This window comes from Halomonas sp. FeN2, from assembly GCF_020595105.1.
Taxonomy (GTDB): Bacteria; Pseudomonadota; Gammaproteobacteria; order Pseudomonadales; family Halomonadaceae; genus Vreelandella; species Vreelandella neptunia.
In genome coordinates, this window is sequence record NZ_CP074200.1 from 1,277,180 (window position 1) to 1,299,347 (window position 22,168).

Here is a 22,168-nt window from a genome sequence, read left to right on the forward strand (position 1 = left end):
ATCCTTTTTTAGCTATTTTTATGATGTGCGTGGACAGCAGTTGAGAGGCTTTTCGAGAAAGCCCCACTTATTGTATGCACTTAGGGCGCGAAAGAAAGTCGCCTAAGGTCGGCATGTTGCAGTACTGGCTCTTGAGACCAGGGTATAAGGCAGCACCAAATTGTCTACTTGCCTCCCTTCCAGAACCTCGATCAACATCGCAACGGCTTCGCGTCCGAACGCTTCCGCCGGTTGGGCAATCGTCGTCAGCGGCGGGTCGCTGTAAGAAGCAAACGCAATATCATCAAAACCCGCCACCGAAATATCCTCTGGGATCTGCAGGCCTGCTTCTTTGATACGGCTTATAGCGCCTATGGCCATTTCATCGCTTTCACAAAAAATGGCGGAGGGGCGCTCCGCTAAAGCAATAAGCGTTTCAGCCGCCTGATAGCCAGAAAGTGGCGTGAAATCGCCAGGACAAAGCAGGCTCTCATCTAACGGAATGCCCGCCGCGCTCAACGCATCCTGGTAGCCTTGTTCACGGTCGCGGGTCAAAGGGCTGCGACGAGGCCCTTTAATCATGCCGATTCGACGATGCCCCAGGGCGATCAAATGCTCGGTGGCCTCCCGGGCTGCCGCTCGATTGTCGAGCTTGACGGTGGGGCATGGGGCGTCGTCCAGCACCTCGCAGGCATTGATCATCGGCAATACCGCCCCAGCGGGAAACGCCTTTTCAGAAAAAGGGTTAAACGCACGCAGTTGAATCACGCCATCGGCCTGGCGGGTACTGACTAAACTGGCGTACTGGGTTTCCATCGCTTCATTACCGAGCGTGTTACACAGCAGAACGCCATAGCCGCGCTCTTGGGCCGCTTCCTGAATACCGCTAATCACCCGCGCAAAGAAGGTGTTGGCGATAGTAGGTACCAAAACCACTAAGTTATAAGTGCGCTGTGAGCGAAACTGAACCGCCATCAAATTAGGTTTGTAGCCCGCTTGATCAACGGCCTTCAGCACTTTTTCCCGGGTGGTGGGCGAGACGATATCCGGCGACTTTAACGCGCGTGATACGGTCGCTACCGACACCCCCGCCAACTCGGCGACCTTACGTATATTGGTCATGGCCTCCCTTATCAATAGGTAATCGCCGTAAGCAGGTGGTTGCGCGGCATTATTGATATCAGCTTAACGTATCCCAGCGTTAAACTCAGCGCGCTATTTTCCAACCTTTATCAAGCACCGATAGACCTTTGTCGCATTGACGCTTATAGCGTGAAGCCCTAATTTCACGCCAAATGTAACCGGTTACATTGTCGACTATACTCGTGCAGCCTGAACAAGCGCCACCTGAAAAATCATAAGCTTTATTAAAGCAGGAGCCTCTCTATGCCGCGAACCAATCAACCCCGCATCCGCTTAGGCATGATCGGCGGCGGACAAGGGGCGTTTATCGGCCAAGTTCACCGCTTAGCTGCCCGTCTTGACGACACCTGCGAGCTGGTATGTGGCGCCTTTAGCCGCTCGGCGGATAACAACCAACTGACCGGCGAAGCTTGCCACCTACCCGACGAGCGTATTTACGCTGATTGGCAGCAATTACTGGAAAGCGAGCAGCAACTTCCCGTCGAACAGCGCATGCAGTTATTGGTGATCGTAACGCCTAACCATCTTCACGTACCGATCGCGGAAGCGGCCATGCAGGCAGGCTTTCATGTGTTTTGCGAAAAACCGGCGGCAGTCTCACTCCAAGAAGCTCAGCGCTTAGCAGAAAGCTGGCAGGCCAGTGGCTGCCTGTATGGCTTGGCGCATACCTACTTAGGCTACCCCATGGTATGGCAAGCCCGGGAGATGGTGAGCGAGGGCCAAATAGGTAGTATTCGCAAAATTCATGTGGAGTACCCCCAAGGCTGGCTAGGCGAGCGTTTAGAACAGCAGGGTAATAAACAGGCCGCTTGGCGCACCGACCCTTCGCTCGCAGGTATCAGCGGCTGCATGGCCGATATTGGCACCCACGCTTTTGGCCTCGCCGAGTTTATTTCCGGGCATCGTGTTAGCGAGCTATGCGCCTCGCTTGCCAGCCACGCCGACGGACGCCAATTGGACGATGACGGCGATGTGTTGCTGCGCACCGATCAAGGCGCCAGCGGCACCCTGGTGGCCAGCCAGGTCTGCAGCGGGGAAGAAAATGCACTCAAAATTCGTCTTTACGGTGATAAAGGGGCATTGGAGTGGCATCAAATGGAGCCCAACAGCCTGCTCTACCGCCCGCTTCAAGCAGCGATGCGCACCCTCCGTGCGGGCATCGACCAACCTGACCTTTTCCCCAGCGCAATGCAGCGCTTGCGCCTACCCGGCGGCCACCCCGAAGGGTACCTGGAAGCACTCGGCAACCTTTACCGCGACTTTGCCCACGCCATTCATCATGGCAAGCAAGGCGACGTTGAGGGCGTTCCCGGCATGGCCTCCGGGCTACGTGGCATGGCATTTATCGAGGCAGTCACCACCAGCGCCAAAAGCGAACAGAAATGGACGCCGCTGCCCGCCACTCAACTGTCTGGAGCCTAATCATGCCCAACACCCATCAAGGCATCCGCGGGCCCGCCATTTTCCTGGCCCAGTTTATCGGCGACGAAGCGCCTTTCGATAGCCTCGACGGAATCGCTCGCTGGGCGGCCGAACAGGGCTATCAAGCCATTCAGCTACCCACTGCAGACAGTCGTTTTATCGACCTGCACAAGGCCGCTGAAAGCCAAAGTTACTGTGATGAGTTAAACGCCCGCTGTGAACAAGCCGGCGTTGTGATCAGCGAACTCTCTACCCACTTACAGGGCCAACTGGTCGCCGTGCATCCCGCTTGCAACGACTTATTCGATGATTTCGCGCCTGCTGAGCTGCACGGCAAGCCGCAGGAGCGTACCGAGTGGGCCATTGAGGAGCTAAAACTAGCTGCCAAAGCCAGCCAACGGCTTGGCTTAACGGCTCACGCGACGTTCTCCGGGGCGCTGCTATGGCCCTTTGTTTACCCCTGGCCCCAACGCCCTGAGGGGCTAGTCGAAGAAGGGTTCAACGAGCTGGCCCGGCGGTGGCGGCCAATTCTGGATGCCTTTGATGAGGCAGGCGTTGATCTGTGCTTTGAGATTCACCCTGGCGAGGATCTTCACGACGGTGCGTCTTTCGAGCAGTTCCTGGCGGCAGTGGATAACCATCCACGGGCGAAAATTCTTTATGACCCCAGCCACTTACTGCTGCAGCAGTTGGATTATCTCGAGTTTATCGACCGCTACCACGAGCGTATCGGCATGTTCCACGTTAAAGACGCTGAATTTAACCTCAATGGCCGCAGCGGCGTTTATGGCGGTTACCAGGGTTGGGTAGAGCGCCCTGGACGCTTCCGTTCAATAGGCGATGGGCAGATCGATTTCAGCGGGATTTTTAGCCGCCTGACGCAGTACGGCTTTGATGGCTGGGCGGTACTTGAGTGGGAGTGCTGCATTAAAGACGCCGCCCAAGGCGCTGCAGAGGGCGCGCCTTTTATCGAAGCCCATCTGATTCAACCCGCCGGACGCGCTTTTGATGATTTTGCCGGTGTCACCACCAGTGTTTCGCGCAACCGCCGAATTCTTGGTCTTCCTTCACACCGTTAATTGACTGTTGACGGTTTTAAATCAAGACAGCAATCACAACCACAACAAAGGATCACGTCATGGCTATGATACGCACCCGACTCAGTATCATGATGTTTTTGCAGTTCTTTATCTGGGGCGGCTGGTTTGTCACCCTGGGCACCTTCCTGGCCAATAACCTCAACGCCAGCGGTGGCCAGATTGGCATGGCTTTCTCTACCCAATCCTGGGGAGCGATTATTGCCCCTTTCATTATTGGCTTGATCGCTGACCGTTATTTCAACGCCGAGCGTATTCTCGGTGTTCTGCACTTGGCGGGCGCTGCGTTAATGTACGGCCTGTACGTCGCAAGCGATTTCAGCACTTTCTACCCGCTGGTGTTGATGTATATGATTATCTACATGCCGACACTGGCGCTGGTTAACTCGGTCTCCTTCCGCCAAATGAGCGACCCAGGCCAGGAGTTCGCTAAAATCCGCGTGTGGGGAACCATTGGCTGGATTATCGCGGGTCTGGGGATCAGCTACTTATTCGCCTGGGACTCTTCCCAAGGCATCGCAGACGGCATGCTGCGTAACACCTTCTTGATGTGCGCCATCGCCTCTTTAGCCCTTGGCCTATATAGCTTTAGCCTGCCCGCGACGCCGCCTAAAGCAGATGGCCCGGTCGGCTTAAAAGAAGTGCTAGGGCTAGATGCACTGGCCCTGCTAAAAGACCGCAACTACGCGATCTTCTTTATTGCCTCTATTCTGATTTGTATTCCGCTGGCGTTTTATTACCAAAACGCTAACCCCTTTCTCGCCGAGATCGGCGTAACCAATCCAACCGGCAAAATGACCCTGGGCCAGGTATCGGAAGTGCTGTTTATGCTGCTGCTACCGGTCTTTATTCACCGCTTTGGTATCAAGAAAACCTTGCTGATCGGCATGCTGGCCTGGGCGCTACGCTATGCGCTGTTTGCGTTCGGTAACGCCGACGAGATGGTATTTATGCTCTTGATCGGTATTGCGCTGCATGGCGTGTGCTACGACTTCTTCTTCGTGACCGGCCAAATCTACACCGATGCCCGCGCAGGGGAGAAGTTTAAAAGCTCTGCCCAAGGCATGATTACGCTGGCCACTTACGGGGTAGGCATGCTGATAGGTTTCTGGGTAGCCGGTCAGATTACCGAGCACTTCTCCACCAACGGCGCCCACGACTGGCAAGGTATCTGGATGTTCCCAGCGGCATTTGCTATTGCGGTGCTGGTATTGTTCTTCCTCACCTTTAAAAACGATAAAAACGTAACGGCTAAGCCTAACGTGTAAGGATACAGAGCAAAAAAACAGCCGGGTGTGTGGGCGGCACCCGGCTTACTAAGCTTAGTACGAAAACTGTCCTAACAGATACAGCGCCAACACAATCAACGCAAGCAAACCCACTACTGCACACCAAGCGCCGTCGGCTCGGCTCCTATGCTCATCGAGATATATCACTTTAGAAGCCGAAGGGTATTTTCCCAAAGTAACCAGTTTGCAGATTGGCCAGCCAACCCAGTAACAAATGGTTCTGAAGAATACCTCTGCCAGTATGTAACCTACTCCCCTAAAAAACCCCCTGCCTATCTCTTCAAAAAAGCCGTCCATAAAACTCCTTTTCGGTTAAACGTAACAAATAAATACATAACCAAATCCACTTTCTTTTACTTCTATTTTGCCATAGCCGGGGATCGCAGTTGGCTTAATGGCTAACGCTCACCTTCCAGTTCGTGCCATACCCGCAAAATAATGATGACGCTCGCATGCACTGAATAGCGGATAACGTACTTACCAAAGACCATGTCACGAACAGAATCCGGTGCCATTTCAACAGGCGTTCCCATTTTGGGGAAGTCTGGCAGTAAGTCGATTTTACCGACCAGCTCTGCAGCTATCCTGCCTGCTGCAGAAGGATTATGAATAGCGATGAACTCTCTAAGGCGCTGCAAATCTTCAATGGCTTCATCCGTGTAAACCAGTTTCACCTACCCGACCTCGGCGCATCCTGCTCATTTTCCGTTCCCCAGCTATTGAGCCAACGATGCACCTCGCTGCTATCAACCACCTTCCCCTGTGCGGCAGACTCCATTGCCTCCAGCGTTTGCGTCCAACGCTCTTGCTCGAGCTGTTGTTTCTCGATGTATTCCGATAACGCCTGGTTGATCACCCAGCCTTTGCTCCGGTGGAGCCTGCCAGCGATAGCTTCCAGATGCTGTTCAACATCCGCCTGAAGACGAACAGTAGTGACACCCATATCTATACCCTCAACCCTGATGACTACAATGTATTACAGCATAGTCAATAAGAGCGGTACAAAAAAGCCCAGCCCCCCGATACCGTCTAGCATCAGAAGACTGGGCTTGCTCGCTTAGGGTGCTTATCAGCGCTCTGCTATAACTCTCTCACCCAGACATTCCGAAAGCTAACGTCCGCATCATGATCCTGCAGGTAAATGGGCGCGCAGCCGTGGGCTTCGTCGTAATTGGGTTTGCCAATCCACTCAGTGGTGCCTTGCACTTCAGCATGGTGCTGAACCACTACACCGTTATGCAGCACGGTGATGTAGGCAGGTGATTCAAGGGCGCCTTCATCATCAAAACGTGGCGCGGTGTAGAGAATGTTATAGCTCTGCCACTCACCGGGCGGGCGCGATGCGTTGACTAACGGAATATGCTGTTTGTAGATGGATGCCGCCTGGCCGTTGGGATAGGTCGGGTTATCGTAGGAGTCCAGCACTTGGATTTCATAGCGCTCCTGTAAAAAAACGCCGCTATTGCCACGATCTTGGCCCTCCATGCCATCGATATCGGCCGGTGCTCGCCACTCCAAGTAGAGCTGCACATCGCAGAAATCCTGGCGTGTGCGAATTCCTCCCGCGCCGCGATTCACCGTCATCACGCCGTCTTCCACGTGCCACTCGGCAGGCCCGCCCTCTTCAGCTTCCCACGCGTCTAAGTCGGCGCCATCGAATAGCACGATCGAATCGGAGGGAACGCCCGTCTCAGGCACCGAAACTGAAGGGGGCACCGGCTCCCACACTTCGGTTTTGGTGGATTGCTGTTCGGGTGTCAGCGACTTATCCGAGCCGCCCTCCTGAGCCGCACTGTCGAATGCCAACAAACTGCCACAAGCCAATAAGCAGAGTGCCTGGGTGTATTGATAGTTCATCAATGCTCTCCTTTCCATTATGTGGCCCAAGCAGGCTCGCCGTTATAAGGCGCGCAGCCATCGTAGCGGCCTGGCACCGCTTCGTAGCGCAAGACCTCCGTCGCGCCAACTTCTGAGGTGAAGAAGCCAAACAGCGTTAACTGCTTCATCATGGTGAAGTAGTGTGGAAGCGCTTCCTCGCTATCCGCGTGCTCCTGGGATGACTGGGTTTCCGCCGTTTGATTTTGCGCGGTCTGGGTCTCTGCGGTCAGTGCCTCAGCAGGGGTTGGCTGCTCTCTACGAGCCTGTTGCTGGGCGTGCGCCATCGCTTCGCGATCTAGCTCGGTTATGAGCTCTAATCGCTGCTCACCACTCAGCGCTATAAAATCACGTCCGTAAGCAGCCCGGCTGCGCGCCTCAAGCTGCGCCAAACCAAAATAAAACACCTCTCTTTCTGAGGGCGTATAGCAGTCGCTGACGAACAGGGCCATAAACTCCCCGACGCCAGCATCTTTGGCGCCTGGGGTATCGGTTCTCGGTAGAATGGTTTCGGCAAGTTCGTCCAGTAGCTCTACATCCTGGCTGCTAAAGGGGTGATCTGACTGACCAGCATCGCTAAAGGCAAATAGGGATTTGCCTCCGATCATGGCTGTACCGGTCGTCAGGGCGATCATTTTGAGTAATTCGCGACGATTCATGACAAATTCCCCCGCTTGAGCTCTTCCACGGCATAGTCCACCGCCCGAGCGGTAAGCGCCATATAGGTTAGAGAAGGATTTACACAAGAGGATGACGTCATGCAGGCGCCATCGGTGACAAACACATTGGGCGCATCCCATACTTGGTTATGGCTATTGAGCACTGAAGTTTTCGGGTCACGGCCCATGCGCGCGGTGCCCATTTCATGGATCCCCATACCCGGCGCGTAATCGCCTACGTCGCCTTTGACGTTCTTCACGCCAGCGGCCTCAAGTAAATCGACCGCATCTCGAACCATGTCCCGGCGCATATCGAACTCGTTTTGCTTGAGCTCAACGTTGATCGACAGCACCGGCAGCCCCCATTTGTCGCGAATGCTGTGGTCAAGAGAGATGCGGTTATCATGGTCGGGCAGCATTTCACCGAAGCCGGTCATACCGATCGTCCAACCACCTGGCTGGCTAAGCGCTTGCTTTAAATCAGCGCCAATATTGAGCTCAGCAATTTCACGATCCCAGCCCTGACGGCTAGCCGCGCCTTGATAACCAAACCCGCGCACATAGCTCCGCTCCTCATCGCCTACGTTACGAAAGCGCGGAATGTAAAAGCCCGCAGGACGGCGTCCGAAGTAGTATTTGTCGAGATAGCCTTCCACTTCGCCACTGGCACCGCAGCGGAAGTGGTGATCCATCACGTTGTGACCCAGTTCGCCGCTGCTACTGCCCAAGCCCCCTTCCCAGACATCGGTGGCGGAATTCATCAAAATCCAGGTAGTGTTGAAGGTCGAGGCGTTAAGGAACACCACATCGGCAGTGTACTCGTGGGTTTCATGGGTTTCGGCATCAATCACCTCAACGCCCCGCGCCCGCTGACGGTCTTTGTCATACAGCACCTGGCTAACAATCGAGAACGGCCGCAACGTTAGATTCCCCGTGGCTACCGCCGCGGGAAGCGTAGCGGACTGGGTGCTGAAATAGGCACCATAAGGACAACCCAGCCAGCATTTATTGCGGTATTGGCAGTCGACTCGGTTTTGCTCTGGCTTTGGTTGGGTAATATTAGCTACCCGGCTGTGGATAAGATGGCGCTGCCCACCAAAGGCCTCTTTAATACGCTTGGCGGCATCTTTTTCCACACAGTTAAGCGGTATCGGCGGCAGAAACTCACCATCGGGTAGAACATCTAATCCTTCCTGGGTGCCTGCAATACCGGCAAAGCGCTCCACATAGTCATACCACGGGGCGATATCTTCATAGCGAATCGGCCAATCAATGGCGATGCCTTCACGCTGGTTGGCCTCGAAGTCCATGGGGCTAAGCCGATAGCTTTGCCGCCCCCAAAGCAGTGAGCGCCCCCCTACGTGATAGCCGCGAAACCAGTCGAAGCGCTTCTCTTCCACGTAGGGATTGGCCTGTTCATCCGCCCACATGCCCATGGTGGCTTCGTTAAGGGGGTAGTCGCGCTTGAGCACGGGGTGTTTAGCGATCATTTCCTGGGTTGGCTCATTACGGTGGGGGTAATCCCACGCCTCTTTATGGGCATTGTGGTAATCCTTTACGTGCTCAATATTACGCCCACGCTCAAGCAGCAAAACCTTTAGCCCCTTCTCGGTTAGCTCTTTAGCAGCCCAACCGCCGCTAATGCCTGAGCCAACCACGATGGCATCGTAGTGATTATCTGGCATGGTTATCTTCCTTACTGTGTTGTTTTTAGAGTCGAATCACACGTCGCAGCGATGAATAGCCGCCTGCAGTGATTCTATTTTTGCCTGTTGGCTAGTCCGGTCAGGGATAAATTCTTGGGCGATATAGCCCTTGAAGCCGGTATCTCGAATAGCGCGACAAATCGCGGGATAGTTGAGCTCTTGGGTGTCATCTATTTCATGCCGCCCAGGCACACCGGCCGTATGGTAATGGCCGAAAAAATGGGAGTTTTCACGGATGGTGCGAATGACGTCGCCTTCACTAATCTGCATGTGATAGATGTCATAGAGCAGTTTGAAATTGGGCGAATTGAGGCGATGGCAAAGCTCGATCCCCCATGCAGAGTTGTCACAAAGGTAATCGGGGTGGTCGATTTTGCTGTTGAACAGCTCCATCTGAAGCACCACGCCTTTCGCCTCTGCCTGGGCAAGAATCTGCTTCAGTCCCGTTTCGGCATTTTGCAAACCCTGATCAGGGCTCATACCCCGAGCGTTGCCGCTAAAGCAGATGAGATTGGTATAACCCGCTTGGCTGACCAGATCGATATGATGGCGGTATCGCTCAATCAGCTCTGTATGAAAGCGGGTATCGCCCCAGCCATCTTCAAGGCTCAGCTCAGCGCCATTACACATGGAGGAGTCGAGCCCATACCGCTGAAGCACAGGCCACTCTTCTGGCCCCACCAAATCAATCGCCGTAATGCCCAGCTCGGTTGAAAGCTGGCAAAGCTCTTCCAGAGACAGAAAATCGAATGTCCAACGGGCGACCGCATGATGGATATTGCCTTTTAGTGCCCGCTGAGAAGGCCTATCGTCAGCCAGGGCTCGAGATCCAAACTGAGGCAGGGCGGCCAAGCCAATAGCACCGGTAACGCTGTGGCGCAGCAGGCTACGCCGATCAATAAGGTAGCGCTTCATAAAGTATCCTCGCGTTCGTCATCTAAATGAGATGGCCTAGGCGTGCATTACTCTTCTCGAAGCGCTGTCAGTTTTTCCTGTAAGAAGCTGTTGCCCTCGGTAATCACCGCTTCTGCGTCGAGTGGCATATCGTGTTCGATGATGTACCACTCAACATCAGTGGCCTCGATGGCGGGCAAGATTGCATCCCAATCCAGTACACCTTTCCCTAGTGTGGCGAAACCGCCCTCTTCTTCGGCGGTGCCTTCTGGTGCATTATCTTTGGCGTGAACAGCAAACAGCTGGCCATCGAAACGCGAGACATACTCAGCCGGGTCAAACCCACCGCGTGCCACCCAGGCGATATCCAACTCTGCCAGCAGATCAGCTCCAGCCGCATCAAACAGGTGCTCTAACGCGGTTTTACCGTCATACACTTCCATCTCGAAATCATGGTTGTGGTACGCCAACCGGAAACCTTCGGCATCGAGCGTTGCGGCAATATCACCTAGCTCTTCACCCAGCGCCTGCCAGCCTTCAGCATCGCTAGGGCGTGCGTCCTCGGCTAGATAAGGCACTGTTAAGGTGTCGTTACCCACCGCCTGATTGAAAGCCACCGTTTCATCTAAGCGATTGCGCAAATCGTCTAGCTGCACATGACTTGAGATCACCTCAACCGCGTGCTCTTCTAACAAAGCGTTGAGTTCTTCGGCTGACACTTCCTGGGTGCCCACCGTCTCAATGGCAGAGATTCCCGCCCGATTTACGGCGGCTAACTGCTCCTCCAAATTACCAAAATCACGCAGCGTATACATTTGAACAGCAATGGGTAATTCTGCTGTACTGCTTTGCTGAGCTTGGGCAACGCCAGGCACACTCAGCACTGACAGCGTCACTGCGCTAGCAGCCAGCAGCGCCTGTGAGCTCAAACGTTTTGGGCGTAGCGGGGTATCCATATCCACCTCATTGTTGTTGGATTGTTATAGGTTGTGAAAGCGCCGACGCAAAAATGTAATCGGTTACATTTTTTTAGAACATCTCAGTTGAATGTGCAAGTCAGCAGCTTTTTTCATCGCTATAAAGGTGACAAAAAATACTTAATACTCACCTAAATCAATTCACAACCAATTGGTTATCAACAACATATAGACGATTAAAGCAAAGCCCTAATACTTTGGTATAGAATAGTAGTAGCGCTTAACAGCAACTCATTTCACTATTATTTTTGCCATCTACCAAGCTGGTATAATGGCGCTTCTTTCCATCTAGCTACTAACATCAACGAACGGACATCAATGTGCCACTACGCGACCTGCTGCTCGGCCTATTTGTTATCGCCATTTGGGCGCTGAATATCATTGTTATAAAGGTCGGTGTGACGGAGCTACCGCCGCTATTGATGACCACCCTACGCTTTATGCTGGTCGCAATTCTGCTGGTGCCCTTCTACCCGGTGGCACGGGTGCAACTGCCGTTTTTGCTCCTGCTATCCGTTACCTTTGGGAGCCTGCACTTCGCTCTGCTGTTTATTGGTTTGGAGAATGCGGAAGCAGGTACCGGCGCGCTTTTAGTACAGATGGGCACGCCCTTTGCCACCTTGTTAGCGGTCATCTTTCTAAAAGAGAAGCTGGGCCCCAAACGTATTGTTGGACTGCTGCTCTCGTTTGCGGGGGTAGTCGTGCTAGCCGGTGGGCCAACGCTGCCTTCGCCTCTACCGTTAAGCATTTTACTGATGAGTGCGATGGGCTGGGCGGTGTCACAGCTGTTGATCAAGCGCGGTCCGCCCATTGCGCCGATGGCGTTGGCAGGCTGGGTGGCGCTGTTTGCGGTGCCGCAGGTAGCGCTGGGTTCATGGCTATTTGAGAGCGGTCAGTGGCAGGCGATTAAACAAGCGAGCTGGTTGGGCTGGGGAGCGATGATTTACACCGCCGTAATGTCGTCGATTGTCGCTTACGGGATATGGTACGCGCTGTTGCGCCGTCACCCGGTTAATCGCGTGGTACCCATGACGCTACTCGTACCGGTATTGGCGGTCGGCCTAGGCGCGCTGTTAATGGGCGACAGCCTAGGCGTGCATAAACTCGTCGGTGGCGGCTTAGTGGTCGCAGGTATTGCCCTGATTGTGATCAGATTTCGCCGTCGCACGGCTTAATCTGCGGGCTGGCAGAAGCCCGCTTCGTCAGGAATGGAAACACAATCACCTACTTTGATACCGCGCTCGGCAAAATAGCCGCCGTTAACCTCTAGCGCTGAATGATAAGCCGCACCCGCTGGATAAGAGGGGCAGTCACTCGGCGAGGAGGATTCGCAGGGCTGCATGGTATTAATCGCCACAATCCGCCCATCGCTATCGATAAAGGCAATATCCAAGGGAATCAGCGTGCGATACATCCAAAAGGCATTGTTGGCCGACTGCTCGCTCTCAAAGCGAAACAGCATGCCACTGTTTTCGGGCAGGCTCTCACGCCCCATTAACCCGCGCTGACGCTGAGAAGCCGTTTCCGCCACTTCAACCTCTAGACGATGCGGGCCGCTCTCGCTGTGAATAGCCAGCGCCAGCGTCTGCATCTCTTGCGCCGACGCTTGCCCCCAAGCAAAGGAGCTGAGTAGCGACATCGGCAGCAGCGCCGCCATCGGGAACAGTAAAGACGCCTTAAGCAGCGTGCGACGCGTGGGATCCATGTTTACTTCCTTCTATCATGCGCATCTGCGCGAACTTGATGGCCTGGCATCAGATGGATGCCTGCCGCCAGTAGCGAAACGTTCACCACAGCACCGCGGGTTAACTGGTTTCGCCGTGCGGCATGAGTGGCGATATCGAAACGTAACATATCGCCATGATGGACGCGCAGTGAAACTGACGTAATCCCCCCAAGCACCACTAACTCTTCTACCTTGGCCGCCAGCGGATTCTCCCGCTCGCCGTATGAAGGGCGGTCGCGGCGATGGAGCACAATATCCGACGGCGGCAGATACCAGGCCACGGTTTCACCCAGTGGCAGGTCGACGATCCCCTCGGCAACTTCCAAGTACGTCTCCCCCCATTGCAGCCGCGGTTGGCCCTTTACGTCAACGACGACACCTTCAAACAGGTTGTGCCGGTCTAACAAGCGAGCAATCAGAGGTGACGCGGGGCGTCTAAACAGCGCCTCGGGAGCGGCTTGCTGCAGGCTGGCACCGTTATGTAACACGCAGATTTGATCGGCAAGTGCGGCAGCTTCTTCCAGGTCATGGGTGACCAGTACAATGGGAATGTCGATCTGCTGACGCAGCAGCGCCAGTTCCCGCTGCAACCGCCGCCGGGTCACTTGATCAACCGCTGAAAACGGCTCATCGAGTAATAGCACTTTGGGGTCGCGGGCCAAGGCACGTGCCAGCGCCACACGCTGGCGCTGGCCACCGGAAAGCGCATTGGGGTAGCGCTTACCCAGCCCGTCTAAACGCACTTTGGCTAACCACTGTTCGGCCTGTTCAAGGCGTTGCGGTTGAGGCAAGTGGCGCAGAGGAAGTTGAATATTTTGCGAAGCGGTCAGGTGCGGAAATAGCGCATAGTCCTGAAACACTATGCCGACCTGTCTATGCTGGGGCGAGAGTGAATGCTTACGTTCGGCGTCAAACCAAACCTCGCCAGCGCACTCCACCCGCCCGCCCTGGGGGCGATAAAGCCCGGCAATGGTGCGCAGCAGCGTGGTTTTTCCGCTACCCGATGGCCCTACCAGCGCCAGCAGTTCACCGGGTTGGCAAACAAACTCGGCGGCCAGTGGAATCGGCCCCGCTTGATTGACCGCTACGCGTAGTCCTGCGCCTAGCCCTGCGATGCGCGAATCAGCCACGGATCCACCGCCTGCGCCCGGCCAGCCCATAGACGAGCCCCAAGGTAATAAACGATACCAACAGCAACAGCGCCGACATCTGTGCAGCACCCTGCTCATCGAAGGCCTGGACGCGATCATAGATGGCAATGGCGAGAGTGCGGGTTTCTCCATCAATAGCGCCACCCACCATCAAGATGACACCAAATTCGCCCAGCGTATGGGCAAAGGTGAGCGCTGCCGCTGACATAATGCCGGGCCACACCAAGGGCAGTTCAATGCGCAGCAGCGTCTGCCAAGGGCTCAAACCACTGCACCAGGCCGCTTCACGCAGGTTGTGGGGCACATGTTCAAAGGCGCGCTGAATGGGCTGCACGGCAAACGGCAAATTGGCGATCAGGGAAGCCAGTAATATGCCCGTGAAGGTGAAATTCAGCCCGCTGCCGGTTATGTTTGCCCAAAACGAGCCCACTGGCGCGTCGCGGCCAAAGCTCAACAGCAGATAAAAGCCCAGCACGGTAGGCGGCAATACTAGCGGTAGTGCGATCAGCGCTTCGCATAGCCCTTTGCCGCGGAAACGCGCATAGGCCAGAGAGCGGCCTAGCCAAATGGCAATGGGCAGTAAGATGAGACAGGTGAATGCCGCAAGGCGTAACGAGACCGAAAGCGCCGACCAATCCATTAAATGTCATCCATTAAGAAGCGATTTTCATTCGACGCTAAAGCCATTATTCGGCGTTAAAACCCTTATTCAGCGTTAAAACCATAGTTACGCAAAATGGATTGTCCCTCATCCTCTTGCAACCACTGATAGAAGGCCGTGGCAATCTCTCCAGCCTGGTTGGTCAGTACCATGCGCTGTCGAAGCGGGCTATGCCAATCCTCAGGGATGAGTACGTACTCACTTCGCTCACCTAGTGTGGGAGCCAGCGCCAAGGAGTAAGCCACCAGGCCACCCCGCGCATCGTCGGAGAGCGCAAACTGCGCCGCCTGGGAGACGTTTTCGCCCAGTATCCGCAGCGGCTCTGTCTGCTCCCAAAGCCCGGCGTGCTCAAGCGCCTGCTGTGCCGCCACGCCATAGGGCGCGTGTTCGGGGTTGGCCAGGGCGATGCGTTCAGAAGCACCCGCCTCTAACGCGGCTTGCACCGCTTCAAGAGGCGTCTCCTCGTTAGGCAAATCACCAAGCCCAGCGCGCTGCAGCCACACTAAACGACCAATGGCGTAAATCACGCCCTCATCTTGTGTGTAGCCCTCTTCATAGAGCGCTTGAACGTAGCGCTCGTCAGCAGAGAGATAGAGCTCAAAAGGCGCACCCTGGGCTATTTGACGCCGGAAGTTGCCCGACGAGCCAAAGTTTAGCCGCAGAGCGTGGCCGGTTTCCTGCTGAAACTGCTCGGCGGCTTCGGTCAGCGCAAACTGCAGATCAGAGGCCGCCGCCACGATAGGCGCCCCCGCCTGTGCGGGAGCGCCTACCAGAAGCAAACAGGTTAGCAGCCACCCATAGATTACTTTAGCTTTTCGCATGCTCGTCAGTAATCTCCATTACCTTCATGGTATTGGTGCCACCATGGGCGTTCATATGGTCGCCGCGAGTCAGGATCACATGGTCGCCTGGTTTGGAGATGCCGGTCTTCACTAGCAGCTCCAAGGCACGATCGTTTAGCTCGGTGGCGCTCATTTCGGAGGTATCAAACGGCAACGAAACGACGCCGCGGTAGAGCGCCATACGACGCTGGGCGATAGGGTTATGCGCCAAGCCGACAATCGGCAGACCCGAACGAATGCGCGAAGCGATCAATGGCGTATAGCCCGATGAGGTCATACAGGCAATCGCGGTAATGCCGGTCATATGGTTGGCCGCGTACATGGCGGAGAGCGCGATGGTCTCGTCAGGGCGGGTAAAGCCTTCATGAATACGGTGACCGGACTCCTGGGCGGTTTTTTCCCGTTCAGCACCCAAGCAAACACGTGACATGGCTTCTACGGTTTCCAGCGGATAGTCGCCTGCCGCGGTTTCCGCCGAGAGCATGACCGCATCGCTGCCATCCAACACCGCGTTGGCCACGTCAAACACCTCAGCGCGGGTGGGAAGTGGCGCTGAAATCATGCTTTCCATCATTTGTGTGGCGGTAATGACCGCTCGGTTGAGCGAACGCGCTCGTTTGATCATGCGCTTTTGCACGCCGACCAACTTGGCATCGCCAATTTCTACGCCTAGATCACCCCGCGCCACCATAACCGCTTCAGAAGCTTCGATAATGCCATCCAGGGTGGCGTCATCCGCTACGGCTTCGGCACGTTCGACTTTAGCCACCAGGCCAATCTCTTTTCCTTCCTCGCCCAATAAGCGGCGTGCTTCGAGCATATCTTCCGCATGGCGGGGGAAAGAAATGGCCAGGTAATCGACGCCAATTTCAACGGCGGTCTTAAGGTCTTCTTTATCTTTTTCGGTCAGTGCTGGAGCTGAGAGCCCACCGCCCTGCTTATTGATGCCTTTATGGTTAGAGAGCTTGCCACCCACGACCACGGTGGTATGCACCTGTTGGCCGTCAACACGGGCCACATCCAGCACTAATCGGCCGTCATCTAGCAGCAGGCGATCACCGGCGGTCACGTCTTGGGACAAGGTCTTATAGTCACAGCCGACTTGATGCATATCGCCCGCATCGCCATCCAGCGCCATATCGAGGATAAACGGCTGGCCCTCTTTGAGCACCACAGCCCCATCTCTAAACCGTGCAATACGAATTTTGGGCCCCTGCAGATCGCCCAACACCGCGACGCTGCGACCTAGCTGGGCGGCGATATCACGCACCTCGGTTAGCCGGCGGCGGTGATCATCCGCTGTACCATGGGAGAAGTTAAGACGCACCACATCGACACCCGCCTTGAGCATGGCTTCCAATACGCCTTCCCGGTCGCTGGCAGGCCCAAGGGTGGCGACAATTTTGGTACGACGGATCGAGGAGAAGTGCAGTGCGTTCATAATGTTCCAACCATGCAATTTAGCGTGTAGTGACTTTTAATTAAGTAACTCTATTCGGTAGCCCTAGCTTACCAGTTTAACGCGCTCTATATGACAGCAGTGCAACGCAGGGGGTGGGGTTAAGTCAACGTCACGGTGATCGCGAGAGGAAACTCATCGCAATTATTGCCATCACCGCCCCGATCCACTACCAAAAACTCGCCTTCGCGCTCCAGCACCGATTGAATGGCGTGCCAAGTGCCTGCGCGGTAGTTCACCCCTTGGCGGCCATCGGTGACAAAAGCCCGCACGTCTGCAGGGTTAATATGTTCTCCCGGCGGGGCTACCACCACAATAAAGCACTCCTGATGCAGCGGCATAAACGCCTGACTGCCCTGGGGGTGGCGCTCTAAAAACGTTAGCTCCAACGGCAGTGTAATCGGCTGGCTCACGAAGATATTAATCAGCGTGTGAGCGTTTTCGCCCAGGGTTTCCACCTTGGCAAGATCATGGTGGCGCTGAGTGCGCCCGGCGTTGATGGGAAACGACGCGGAGGTGCGTGCATCAATCACATCGCCAAAAGGGGCGAAGGCGTCAGCCGTTAGCGGCTCGGCTTTTAGTTCTAGCATTGTTGTGTCCTTCTAAAGTTCTTTGTTACTCAGCGTGGCAAGCCACTGCCAGCCTGATAAATGCACTAGTGGGAGGCAGCTTTAGCTCGCGACCCTTTAAAGCTGCCTGCTTGAAAAGCTGGCGCAGCCAGTTTTAACGAGCACCCAGACGAAGAGCAGGATGGCGATTAACATCTTTGTATAACAGGTACCTAAATGGCCCGGGGCCAGCGGCGTAGCAGGCCTGGGGGCAGAAGGCGCGTAGCCACATAAAGTCACCAGCTTCTACCTCTACCCAATTTTGATTCAGGTGGTAAACAGCTTTACCTTCGAGCACGTAAAGGCCGTGTTCCATGACATGGGTTTCATCAAAAGGAATCACGCCACCGGGCTGGAAAGTCACGATATTAACGTGCATATCGTGGCGAACGTCCGCAGGGTCGACAAAGCGTGTGGTGGCCCAGCGTCCTTCCGTGCCCGGCATTTCGATAGGCGCAATGTCCTGCTCGTTGGTGACAAACGCCGCTGGCACCTCGAGCCCTTCCACAAACTCATAGGCCTTGCGTACCCAGTGGAAACGCACCGGCGCGTTAGACTCGTTGCGCACCTGCCACGAACTGCCAGGGGGAATAAACGCATAGCCGCCGGGCTGCAGGGTGTGGCGCTCGCCTGACAAAGTAAGCGTTAACTCACCTTCCACAATAAACAGCACTCCCTCCGCCTGAGGGTCAGGCTCGGGCTTATCGCTGCCCCCTTGGGGCTGGACTTCCATGATGTACTGGGAGAACGTCTCGGCGAACCCCGACAGCGGCCGCGCCAGCACCCACAGCCGGGTGCCTTCCCAAAAGGGAAGATTGCTGGTGACGATATCGCGCATCACGCCTTTGGGGATCAGCGCATACGCTTCTGTGAACACGGCACGGTCAGCGGTGATTTGCGTTTGCGGCGGGTGCCCGCCGGTGGGGGCGTAGTAGTTAGCTGGCATTTTTAAACCTATTTGACTTAGTAAACACACACGTTACTCATCTTGTATACAAGATTAGCGAACCACAATAAAGCGATCTTTAGCAAAGGCCTTGTGAAACACTCCTCCCAATAGTAACTTCTTTAGAAACTTTCGTTTCACAATTCTAAGATCATACGAGCATGTCAAAAAACAGCAACCTCGGCGCGGCGTGACGCCCGCTAACCGCTGCTCAGGTCAGCTACTTATAACAAACGCGAGGCATAGCATGTCCCAACACACTCCCTCTTCCCCCGATAGCCCAACGCCCAAGAAAAGCTGGTGCCGGATCCCTGATATTTACGCGGTTCTGTTCATATTTATCGGCTTGGCCGCGATAGCGACGCATTTTGTGCCTGCCGGGCAGTTCGAGCGTGTTCCTGGCCCAAATGGTCGTATCACTATTGACCCGACCTCTTATGAACAGATCGCCTCCTCACCGATTGGTATCGTCGACTTTATGCTGGCGATTCCAAATGGCTTGATGAGTGCAGGTGAAGTTGTCTTTTTCACCTTCATGATCGGCGGTATGTTCATGGTGCTAAGGCGCACCGGGATTATTGAAATAGGGGTAGACAAGTTAACGCGACGCTTTGCGCGACAGAGCCTGCTCACTATCCCCGTGTTGATGACGGTCTTTGCCCTCATAGCGACGGTTATCGGTACCCAAGAGTTGGCGCTGGTCTACGTGCCGGTCATCCTTCCGTTGATGATTGCCTTGCGCTTTGATTCAGTCACCGCCGCGGCGGTGGCACTTTGTGCTACCACGGTCGGTTTCACCACGGGGGTGCTCAACCCCATCAATACCGGCCTTGGGCAGCAACTCTCAGATCTTCCTCTCTACTCCGGTTATGGCTTGCGCGTCATGGCGTTTGTGGTGATGTTGGCCGCGGCCATTTTCTTCGTTATGCGTTACGCCCGCGGGGTGCGCCAGACACCTTCGCTTAGCCTGCTGAGCAGTGACACTAGCGAATCCGAAAAACGCTCGCTTTATCAACATGCTGACAATAGTCCTGCCTTAATCGCCAGCGTTCGCCAGAAGTTGGCTGCCGTCGCCACCTTCGCCTTCTTCGCGGTACTCGTCTATGGCGTGCTGCAGCAAGGCTGGTTCATGATGGAAATGGCCGGCCTGTTTATCATCATGGGCATCGTAGTTGGCCTTATTGCGGGTCTCGATACCGATGAAATATGCGCAGGCTTTAACCAGGGCTTTCGCGATGTATTAGTCGGGGCCATGATCGCCGGCGTCGCTCGGGGTGTTGCCGTGATGCTGGAAGATGGCCAAATCATGGACACCCTGGTGTTTGGGCTTGGCAACCTTGTCGGTGGCCTGCCTACCCTGCTTTCGGCGATTGGCATGTTCTTCGCCCAGCTAGGCTTCAATTTCATTGTCCCCTCCGGTAGTGGCCAGGCACTGGTTACCATGCCATTGATGGCACCGCTCTCCGACATCATCGGCGTTACCCGCCAAACGGCAGTGCTGGCATTCCAGCTGGGTGACGGTATTGGCAATATTTTATACCCGACCTCAGGCTACTTTATGGCAACCCTGGCGCTTGCTGGCGTGCCGTGGCAAAAGTGGGTCAAATTCTTCTTCCCACTTTTTTGCGTCTGGATAGTGATTGCCCTGGGCTTTCTTATTTTCGCCCAGGCAACGCAGTGGATCGGCTAGAGTACGGCAGAGATAAACTGCTTTAGCTCCGGCGTTTGTGGGTTACTGAATAGCTCGCTGGGGGCGCCCTCTTCATGGATGCGCCCCTGGTGCATAAACACCACGCGGTCGGCCACATCACGTGCAAAGCTCATTTCATGGGTGACCAGAATCAGCGTCATACCCTCTTTTGCCAACGCTTCGAGCACGCGCAGCACTTCCCCGACCAGCTCAGGGTCGAGGGCGGAAGTCACCTCATCGCAGAGCATCACTTTGGGGCGCATGGCCAGCGCCCGAGCGATGGCGACCCGCTGCTGCTGCCCACCGGAAAGCTGCGCCGGGTAGGCATCGTATTTGTCGGAGAGCCCCACTTTCTCGAGCACTTCGCGGGCGACTTTCTCGACCTCGGCTTTCTCCTCGCCACGCACCACCAGCGGCGCCAAGCAGACGTTTTCACCTACGGTTTTATGGGGAAACAGGTTAAAGCTTTGGAATACCATGCCGACATTTTCACTCAGCTCTTTGGGCGACATTGACGCCGCATCCAGCTGCTTATCGGCAATGGTGATCTGACCGCTGTCATGTTTTTCCAGCTGATTCAGGCAGCGCAGCAGAGTGCTTTTACCCGAGCCGCTGCGGCCAATAATCGCCACCACTTCGCCTTGGGCAACCGAAAGGTTAATACCTTTAAGCACTTCCAGGTCGCCAAAGGCTTTATGAACGTTATCAACGTAGACCAGCGTCATAGAGCTTTTTCTCCAGATAGCGCGCGTAGCAGGAAAGGGGGTAGCACAGCGCGAAGTAAAGCAGGGCCACAAGGGCAAAAATGGTGAAGGGTTCAAAGGTGGCGTTATTGAGCATGGTGCCCGCCTTGGTCAGCTCGACAAACCCAATGATGGAGGCCAGCGCTGTGCCTTTGATGACCTGTACCGAGAACCCCACCGTAGGCGGAATCGAAAGCCGTAGCGCCTGAGGCAGAATCACATGGCGCATGGTCTGGAAGTAGTTCATGCCCAGCACCCGCGCCGCGTGCCACTGCCCTTTGGCCACTGCTTCCAAGCAGCCGCGCCAGATGTCACATAGGAAGGCACTGGTAAACAGCGTCAACGCAATAGAAGCCGCCAGCCAGGCAGAGATCGGATGCCCCATGGCGGCAGCACCAAAGAAGATCAAGAACAGCTGCATCAACAGCGGCGTACCTTGGAACAGATCAACATAAAGAGACGTTAAGCGCTGCAGCCAACGGTTGCTGGAGAGGCGCATAAAGGTTAACAGCAGCCCCACCGTCGCACCGCCCACAAAGGCAATCAGCGACAGCACAATGGTCCAGCGGGTTGCCAGCAGCAGGTTGCGCAGAATGTCCCAGAAGGTGAACTCAATCATCGTTGTTCTCCTTGCTGATAGGCGAATACCCGCTTGCCCACCAGCATAAAGCTGCGCCGCATGCCGAAGGCGAGGAGCAAATAGACCAGCGTGATCAGCAGGTAGACTTCAAAGCTGCGGAAGTTGCGGGACTGGATAAAGTTAGCGGCGTAGGTCAGGTCGAATACGGAAATCTGCGACACCACCGCTGAGCCCAGCATCACGATAATCGATTGGCTAATAAGCGCCGGGTAGACCCGAGCAAAGGCAGGCACCAGCACGATATGGCGATAGCTTTGCAGCGTGGTCATGCCCAGTGCACGACCGGCTTCCAACTGCCCCTTGGCCGTGGCGCTAATACCGGCGCGTAAAATCTCGGCACTATAAGCGGCCAGGTTGAGCGTCATGGCAATGAATGCCGCAGTAATGGCATCAATTTTGATGCCGAGCCCGGGTAGCCCGAAGAAGATAAAGAACAGTTGCACAATGAAGGGCGTATTGCGGGTTACTTCGACGTAGCCGCCTAGCCCCCAGCGCACCCATGGCTGCGCGTTGACGCGTAAATACGCCACTGCCACCGCCAGCGCTAGTCCCGTCAAGGTGGTCACCACGGTCAAAATGACCGTGGTGGTAAGACCTTTGAGGAGCTCACTGACGTAGGGCAACAGGGTAAGAAAATCGAGTGTTGGCCCCATAATGAACC

At 55.3% G+C, this 22,168-nt stretch carries 23 protein-coding genes; 5 read left to right on the forward strand and 18 right to left on the reverse strand.

Annotated features, from left to right (window positions below; all coding sequences use genetic code 11):
- Positions 1-102: 102 nt before the first annotated feature.
- Entirely contained in the window at positions 103-1,101 is a 999-nt protein-coding gene (locus tag KF947_RS05970) for a LacI family DNA-binding transcriptional regulator (protein ID WP_133729802.1), read from the reverse strand.
- 264 nt (positions 1,102-1,365) lie between these two features.
- Here KF947_RS05970 and KF947_RS05975 point away from each other — a divergent pair, with 264 nt between their 5' ends.
- The 3 genes from KF947_RS05975 to KF947_RS05985 are packed head-to-tail and all read left to right on the forward strand — an operon-like array spanning position 1,366 to position 4,909.
- Positions 1,366-2,544: a Gfo/Idh/MocA family protein gene (locus KF947_RS05975; RefSeq protein ID WP_227405728.1), complete on the forward strand. Its 1,179-nt coding sequence runs from the start codon at positions 1,366-1,368 to the stop codon at positions 2,542-2,544.
- 2 nt (positions 2,545-2,546) lie between these two features.
- Complete coding sequence (locus KF947_RS05980; protein WP_227405729.1) at positions 2,547-3,623, forward strand: sugar phosphate isomerase/epimerase family protein; 1,077 nt, start codon at positions 2,547-2,549, stop codon at positions 3,621-3,623.
- A 59-nt stretch (positions 3,624-3,682) separates the two neighbouring features.
- The gene (locus tag KF947_RS05985; RefSeq protein ID WP_227405730.1) at positions 3,683-4,909 is read left to right on the forward strand and encodes a nucleoside permease; all 1,227 of its coding nucleotides are present in this window, start codon (positions 3,683-3,685) and stop codon (positions 4,907-4,909) included.
- A gap of 419 nt (positions 4,910-5,328) precedes the next feature.
- Here KF947_RS05985 and KF947_RS05990 read toward each other — a convergent pair whose 3' ends face one another.
- The 7 genes from KF947_RS05990 to KF947_RS06020 form a co-directional block, all read right to left on the reverse strand.
- Positions 5,329-5,604, reverse strand: a complete 276-nt coding sequence (locus KF947_RS05990; RefSeq protein ID WP_227405731.1) for a type II toxin-antitoxin system RelE/ParE family toxin — start codon at positions 5,602-5,604, stop codon at positions 5,329-5,331.
- Complete coding sequence (locus KF947_RS05995; RefSeq protein ID WP_133729797.1) at positions 5,601-5,873, reverse strand: CopG family ribbon-helix-helix protein; 273 nt, start codon at positions 5,871-5,873, stop codon at positions 5,601-5,603. Before KF947_RS05995 ends, KF947_RS05990 begins: the two co-directional genes overlap by 4 nt.
- Positions 5,874-6,010: 137 nt before the next feature.
- Positions 6,011-6,787 carry a DUF1080 domain-containing protein gene (locus KF947_RS06000; protein WP_133729796.1) on the reverse strand — a complete coding sequence of 259 codons (777 nt, stop codon included), beginning with the start codon at positions 6,785-6,787 and terminating at the stop codon, positions 6,011-6,013.
- 17 nt (positions 6,788-6,804) lie between these two features.
- The gene (locus tag KF947_RS06005; RefSeq protein WP_133729795.1) at positions 6,805-7,464 is read right to left on the reverse strand and encodes a gluconate 2-dehydrogenase subunit 3 family protein; all 660 of its coding nucleotides are present in this window, start codon (positions 7,462-7,464) and stop codon (positions 6,805-6,807) included.
- Positions 7,461-9,149 (reverse strand): GMC oxidoreductase, encoded by a 1,689-nt coding sequence (locus tag KF947_RS06010; protein WP_227405732.1) that lies wholly within the window; start codon positions 9,147-9,149, stop codon positions 7,461-7,463. Before KF947_RS06010 ends, KF947_RS06005 begins: the two co-directional genes overlap by 4 nt.
- Before the next feature lie 36 nt (positions 9,150-9,185).
- Positions 9,186-10,085 carry a hydroxypyruvate isomerase family protein gene (locus tag KF947_RS06015; RefSeq protein ID WP_133729793.1) on the reverse strand — a complete coding sequence of 300 codons (900 nt, stop codon included), beginning with the start codon at positions 10,083-10,085 and terminating at the stop codon, positions 9,186-9,188.
- Positions 10,086-10,132: 47 nt separating this feature from the next.
- Positions 10,133-11,020: a sugar phosphate isomerase/epimerase family protein gene (locus tag KF947_RS06020; RefSeq protein ID WP_227405733.1), complete on the reverse strand. Its 888-nt coding sequence runs from the start codon at positions 11,018-11,020 to the stop codon at positions 10,133-10,135.
- Between the two features lie 341 nt (positions 11,021-11,361).
- Between KF947_RS06020 and KF947_RS06025 the strand changes: the two genes are divergently transcribed.
- Entirely contained in the window at positions 11,362-12,216 is an 855-nt protein-coding gene (locus KF947_RS06025) for a DMT family transporter (RefSeq protein ID WP_133729791.1), read from the forward strand.
- Here KF947_RS06025 and KF947_RS06030 read toward each other — a convergent pair.
- From KF947_RS06030 to KF947_RS06060, 7 genes are all read right to left on the reverse strand, one after another.
- Positions 12,213-12,746 carry a DUF192 domain-containing protein gene (locus tag KF947_RS06030; protein ID WP_133729790.1) on the reverse strand — a complete coding sequence of 178 codons (534 nt, stop codon included), beginning with the start codon at positions 12,744-12,746 and terminating at the stop codon, positions 12,213-12,215. The two genes, KF947_RS06025 and KF947_RS06030, sit on opposite strands and share 4 nt — an antisense overlap.
- Before the next feature lie 2 nt (positions 12,747-12,748).
- Complete coding sequence (locus KF947_RS06035; RefSeq protein WP_227405734.1) at positions 12,749-13,897, reverse strand: ABC transporter ATP-binding protein; 1,149 nt, start codon at positions 13,895-13,897, stop codon at positions 12,749-12,751.
- Positions 13,890-14,558: a molybdate ABC transporter permease subunit gene (gene modB / locus KF947_RS06040; protein ID WP_088698967.1), complete on the reverse strand. Its 669-nt coding sequence runs from the start codon at positions 14,556-14,558 to the stop codon at positions 13,890-13,892. Before modB ends, KF947_RS06035 begins: the two co-directional genes overlap by 8 nt.
- Before the next feature lie 65 nt (positions 14,559-14,623).
- Entirely contained in the window at positions 14,624-15,400 is a 777-nt protein-coding gene (modA, locus tag KF947_RS06045; RefSeq protein WP_227405735.1) for a molybdate ABC transporter substrate-binding protein, read from the reverse strand.
- Positions 15,387-16,862: a pyruvate kinase gene (gene pyk, locus KF947_RS06050; protein WP_227405736.1), complete on the reverse strand. Its 1,476-nt coding sequence runs from the start codon at positions 16,860-16,862 to the stop codon at positions 15,387-15,389. Before pyk ends, modA begins: the two co-directional genes overlap by 14 nt.
- A 119-nt stretch (positions 16,863-16,981) precedes the next feature.
- On the reverse strand, positions 16,982-17,470 hold the full coding sequence (locus tag KF947_RS06055; protein ID WP_227405737.1) for an ureidoglycolate lyase: 489 nt from the start codon (positions 17,468-17,470) through the stop codon (positions 16,982-16,984).
- A gap of 133 nt (positions 17,471-17,603) precedes the next feature.
- On the reverse strand, positions 17,604-18,434 hold the full coding sequence (locus tag KF947_RS06060; RefSeq protein ID WP_227405738.1) for a bifunctional allantoicase/(S)-ureidoglycine aminohydrolase: 831 nt from the start codon (positions 18,432-18,434) through the stop codon (positions 17,604-17,606).
- A gap of 247 nt (positions 18,435-18,681) precedes the next feature.
- Here KF947_RS06060 and KF947_RS06065 point away from each other — a divergent pair, with 247 nt between their 5' ends.
- Positions 18,682-20,124 carry a YfcC family protein gene (locus KF947_RS06065; RefSeq protein ID WP_227405739.1) on the forward strand — a complete coding sequence of 481 codons (1,443 nt, stop codon included), beginning with the start codon at positions 18,682-18,684 and terminating at the stop codon, positions 20,122-20,124.
- Here the strand turns inward: KF947_RS06065 and KF947_RS06070 are convergent.
- The 3 genes from KF947_RS06070 to KF947_RS06080 are packed head-to-tail and all read right to left on the reverse strand — an operon-like array spanning position 20,121 to position 22,160.
- On the reverse strand, positions 20,121-20,849 hold the full coding sequence (locus KF947_RS06070) for an amino acid ABC transporter ATP-binding protein (protein WP_227405740.1): 729 nt from the start codon (positions 20,847-20,849) through the stop codon (positions 20,121-20,123). The two genes, KF947_RS06065 and KF947_RS06070, sit on opposite strands and share 4 nt — an antisense overlap.
- Positions 20,830-21,486 (reverse strand): amino acid ABC transporter permease, encoded by a 657-nt coding sequence (locus KF947_RS06075; protein WP_022522260.1) that lies wholly within the window; start codon positions 21,484-21,486, stop codon positions 20,830-20,832. The genes KF947_RS06070 and KF947_RS06075 overlap by 20 nt, the downstream gene beginning before the upstream one ends.
- On the reverse strand, positions 21,483-22,160 hold the full coding sequence (locus tag KF947_RS06080; protein ID WP_133729782.1) for an amino acid ABC transporter permease: 678 nt from the start codon (positions 22,158-22,160) through the stop codon (positions 21,483-21,485). The genes KF947_RS06075 and KF947_RS06080 overlap by 4 nt, the downstream gene beginning before the upstream one ends.
- Between the last annotated feature and the right edge of the window lie 8 nt (positions 22,161-22,168).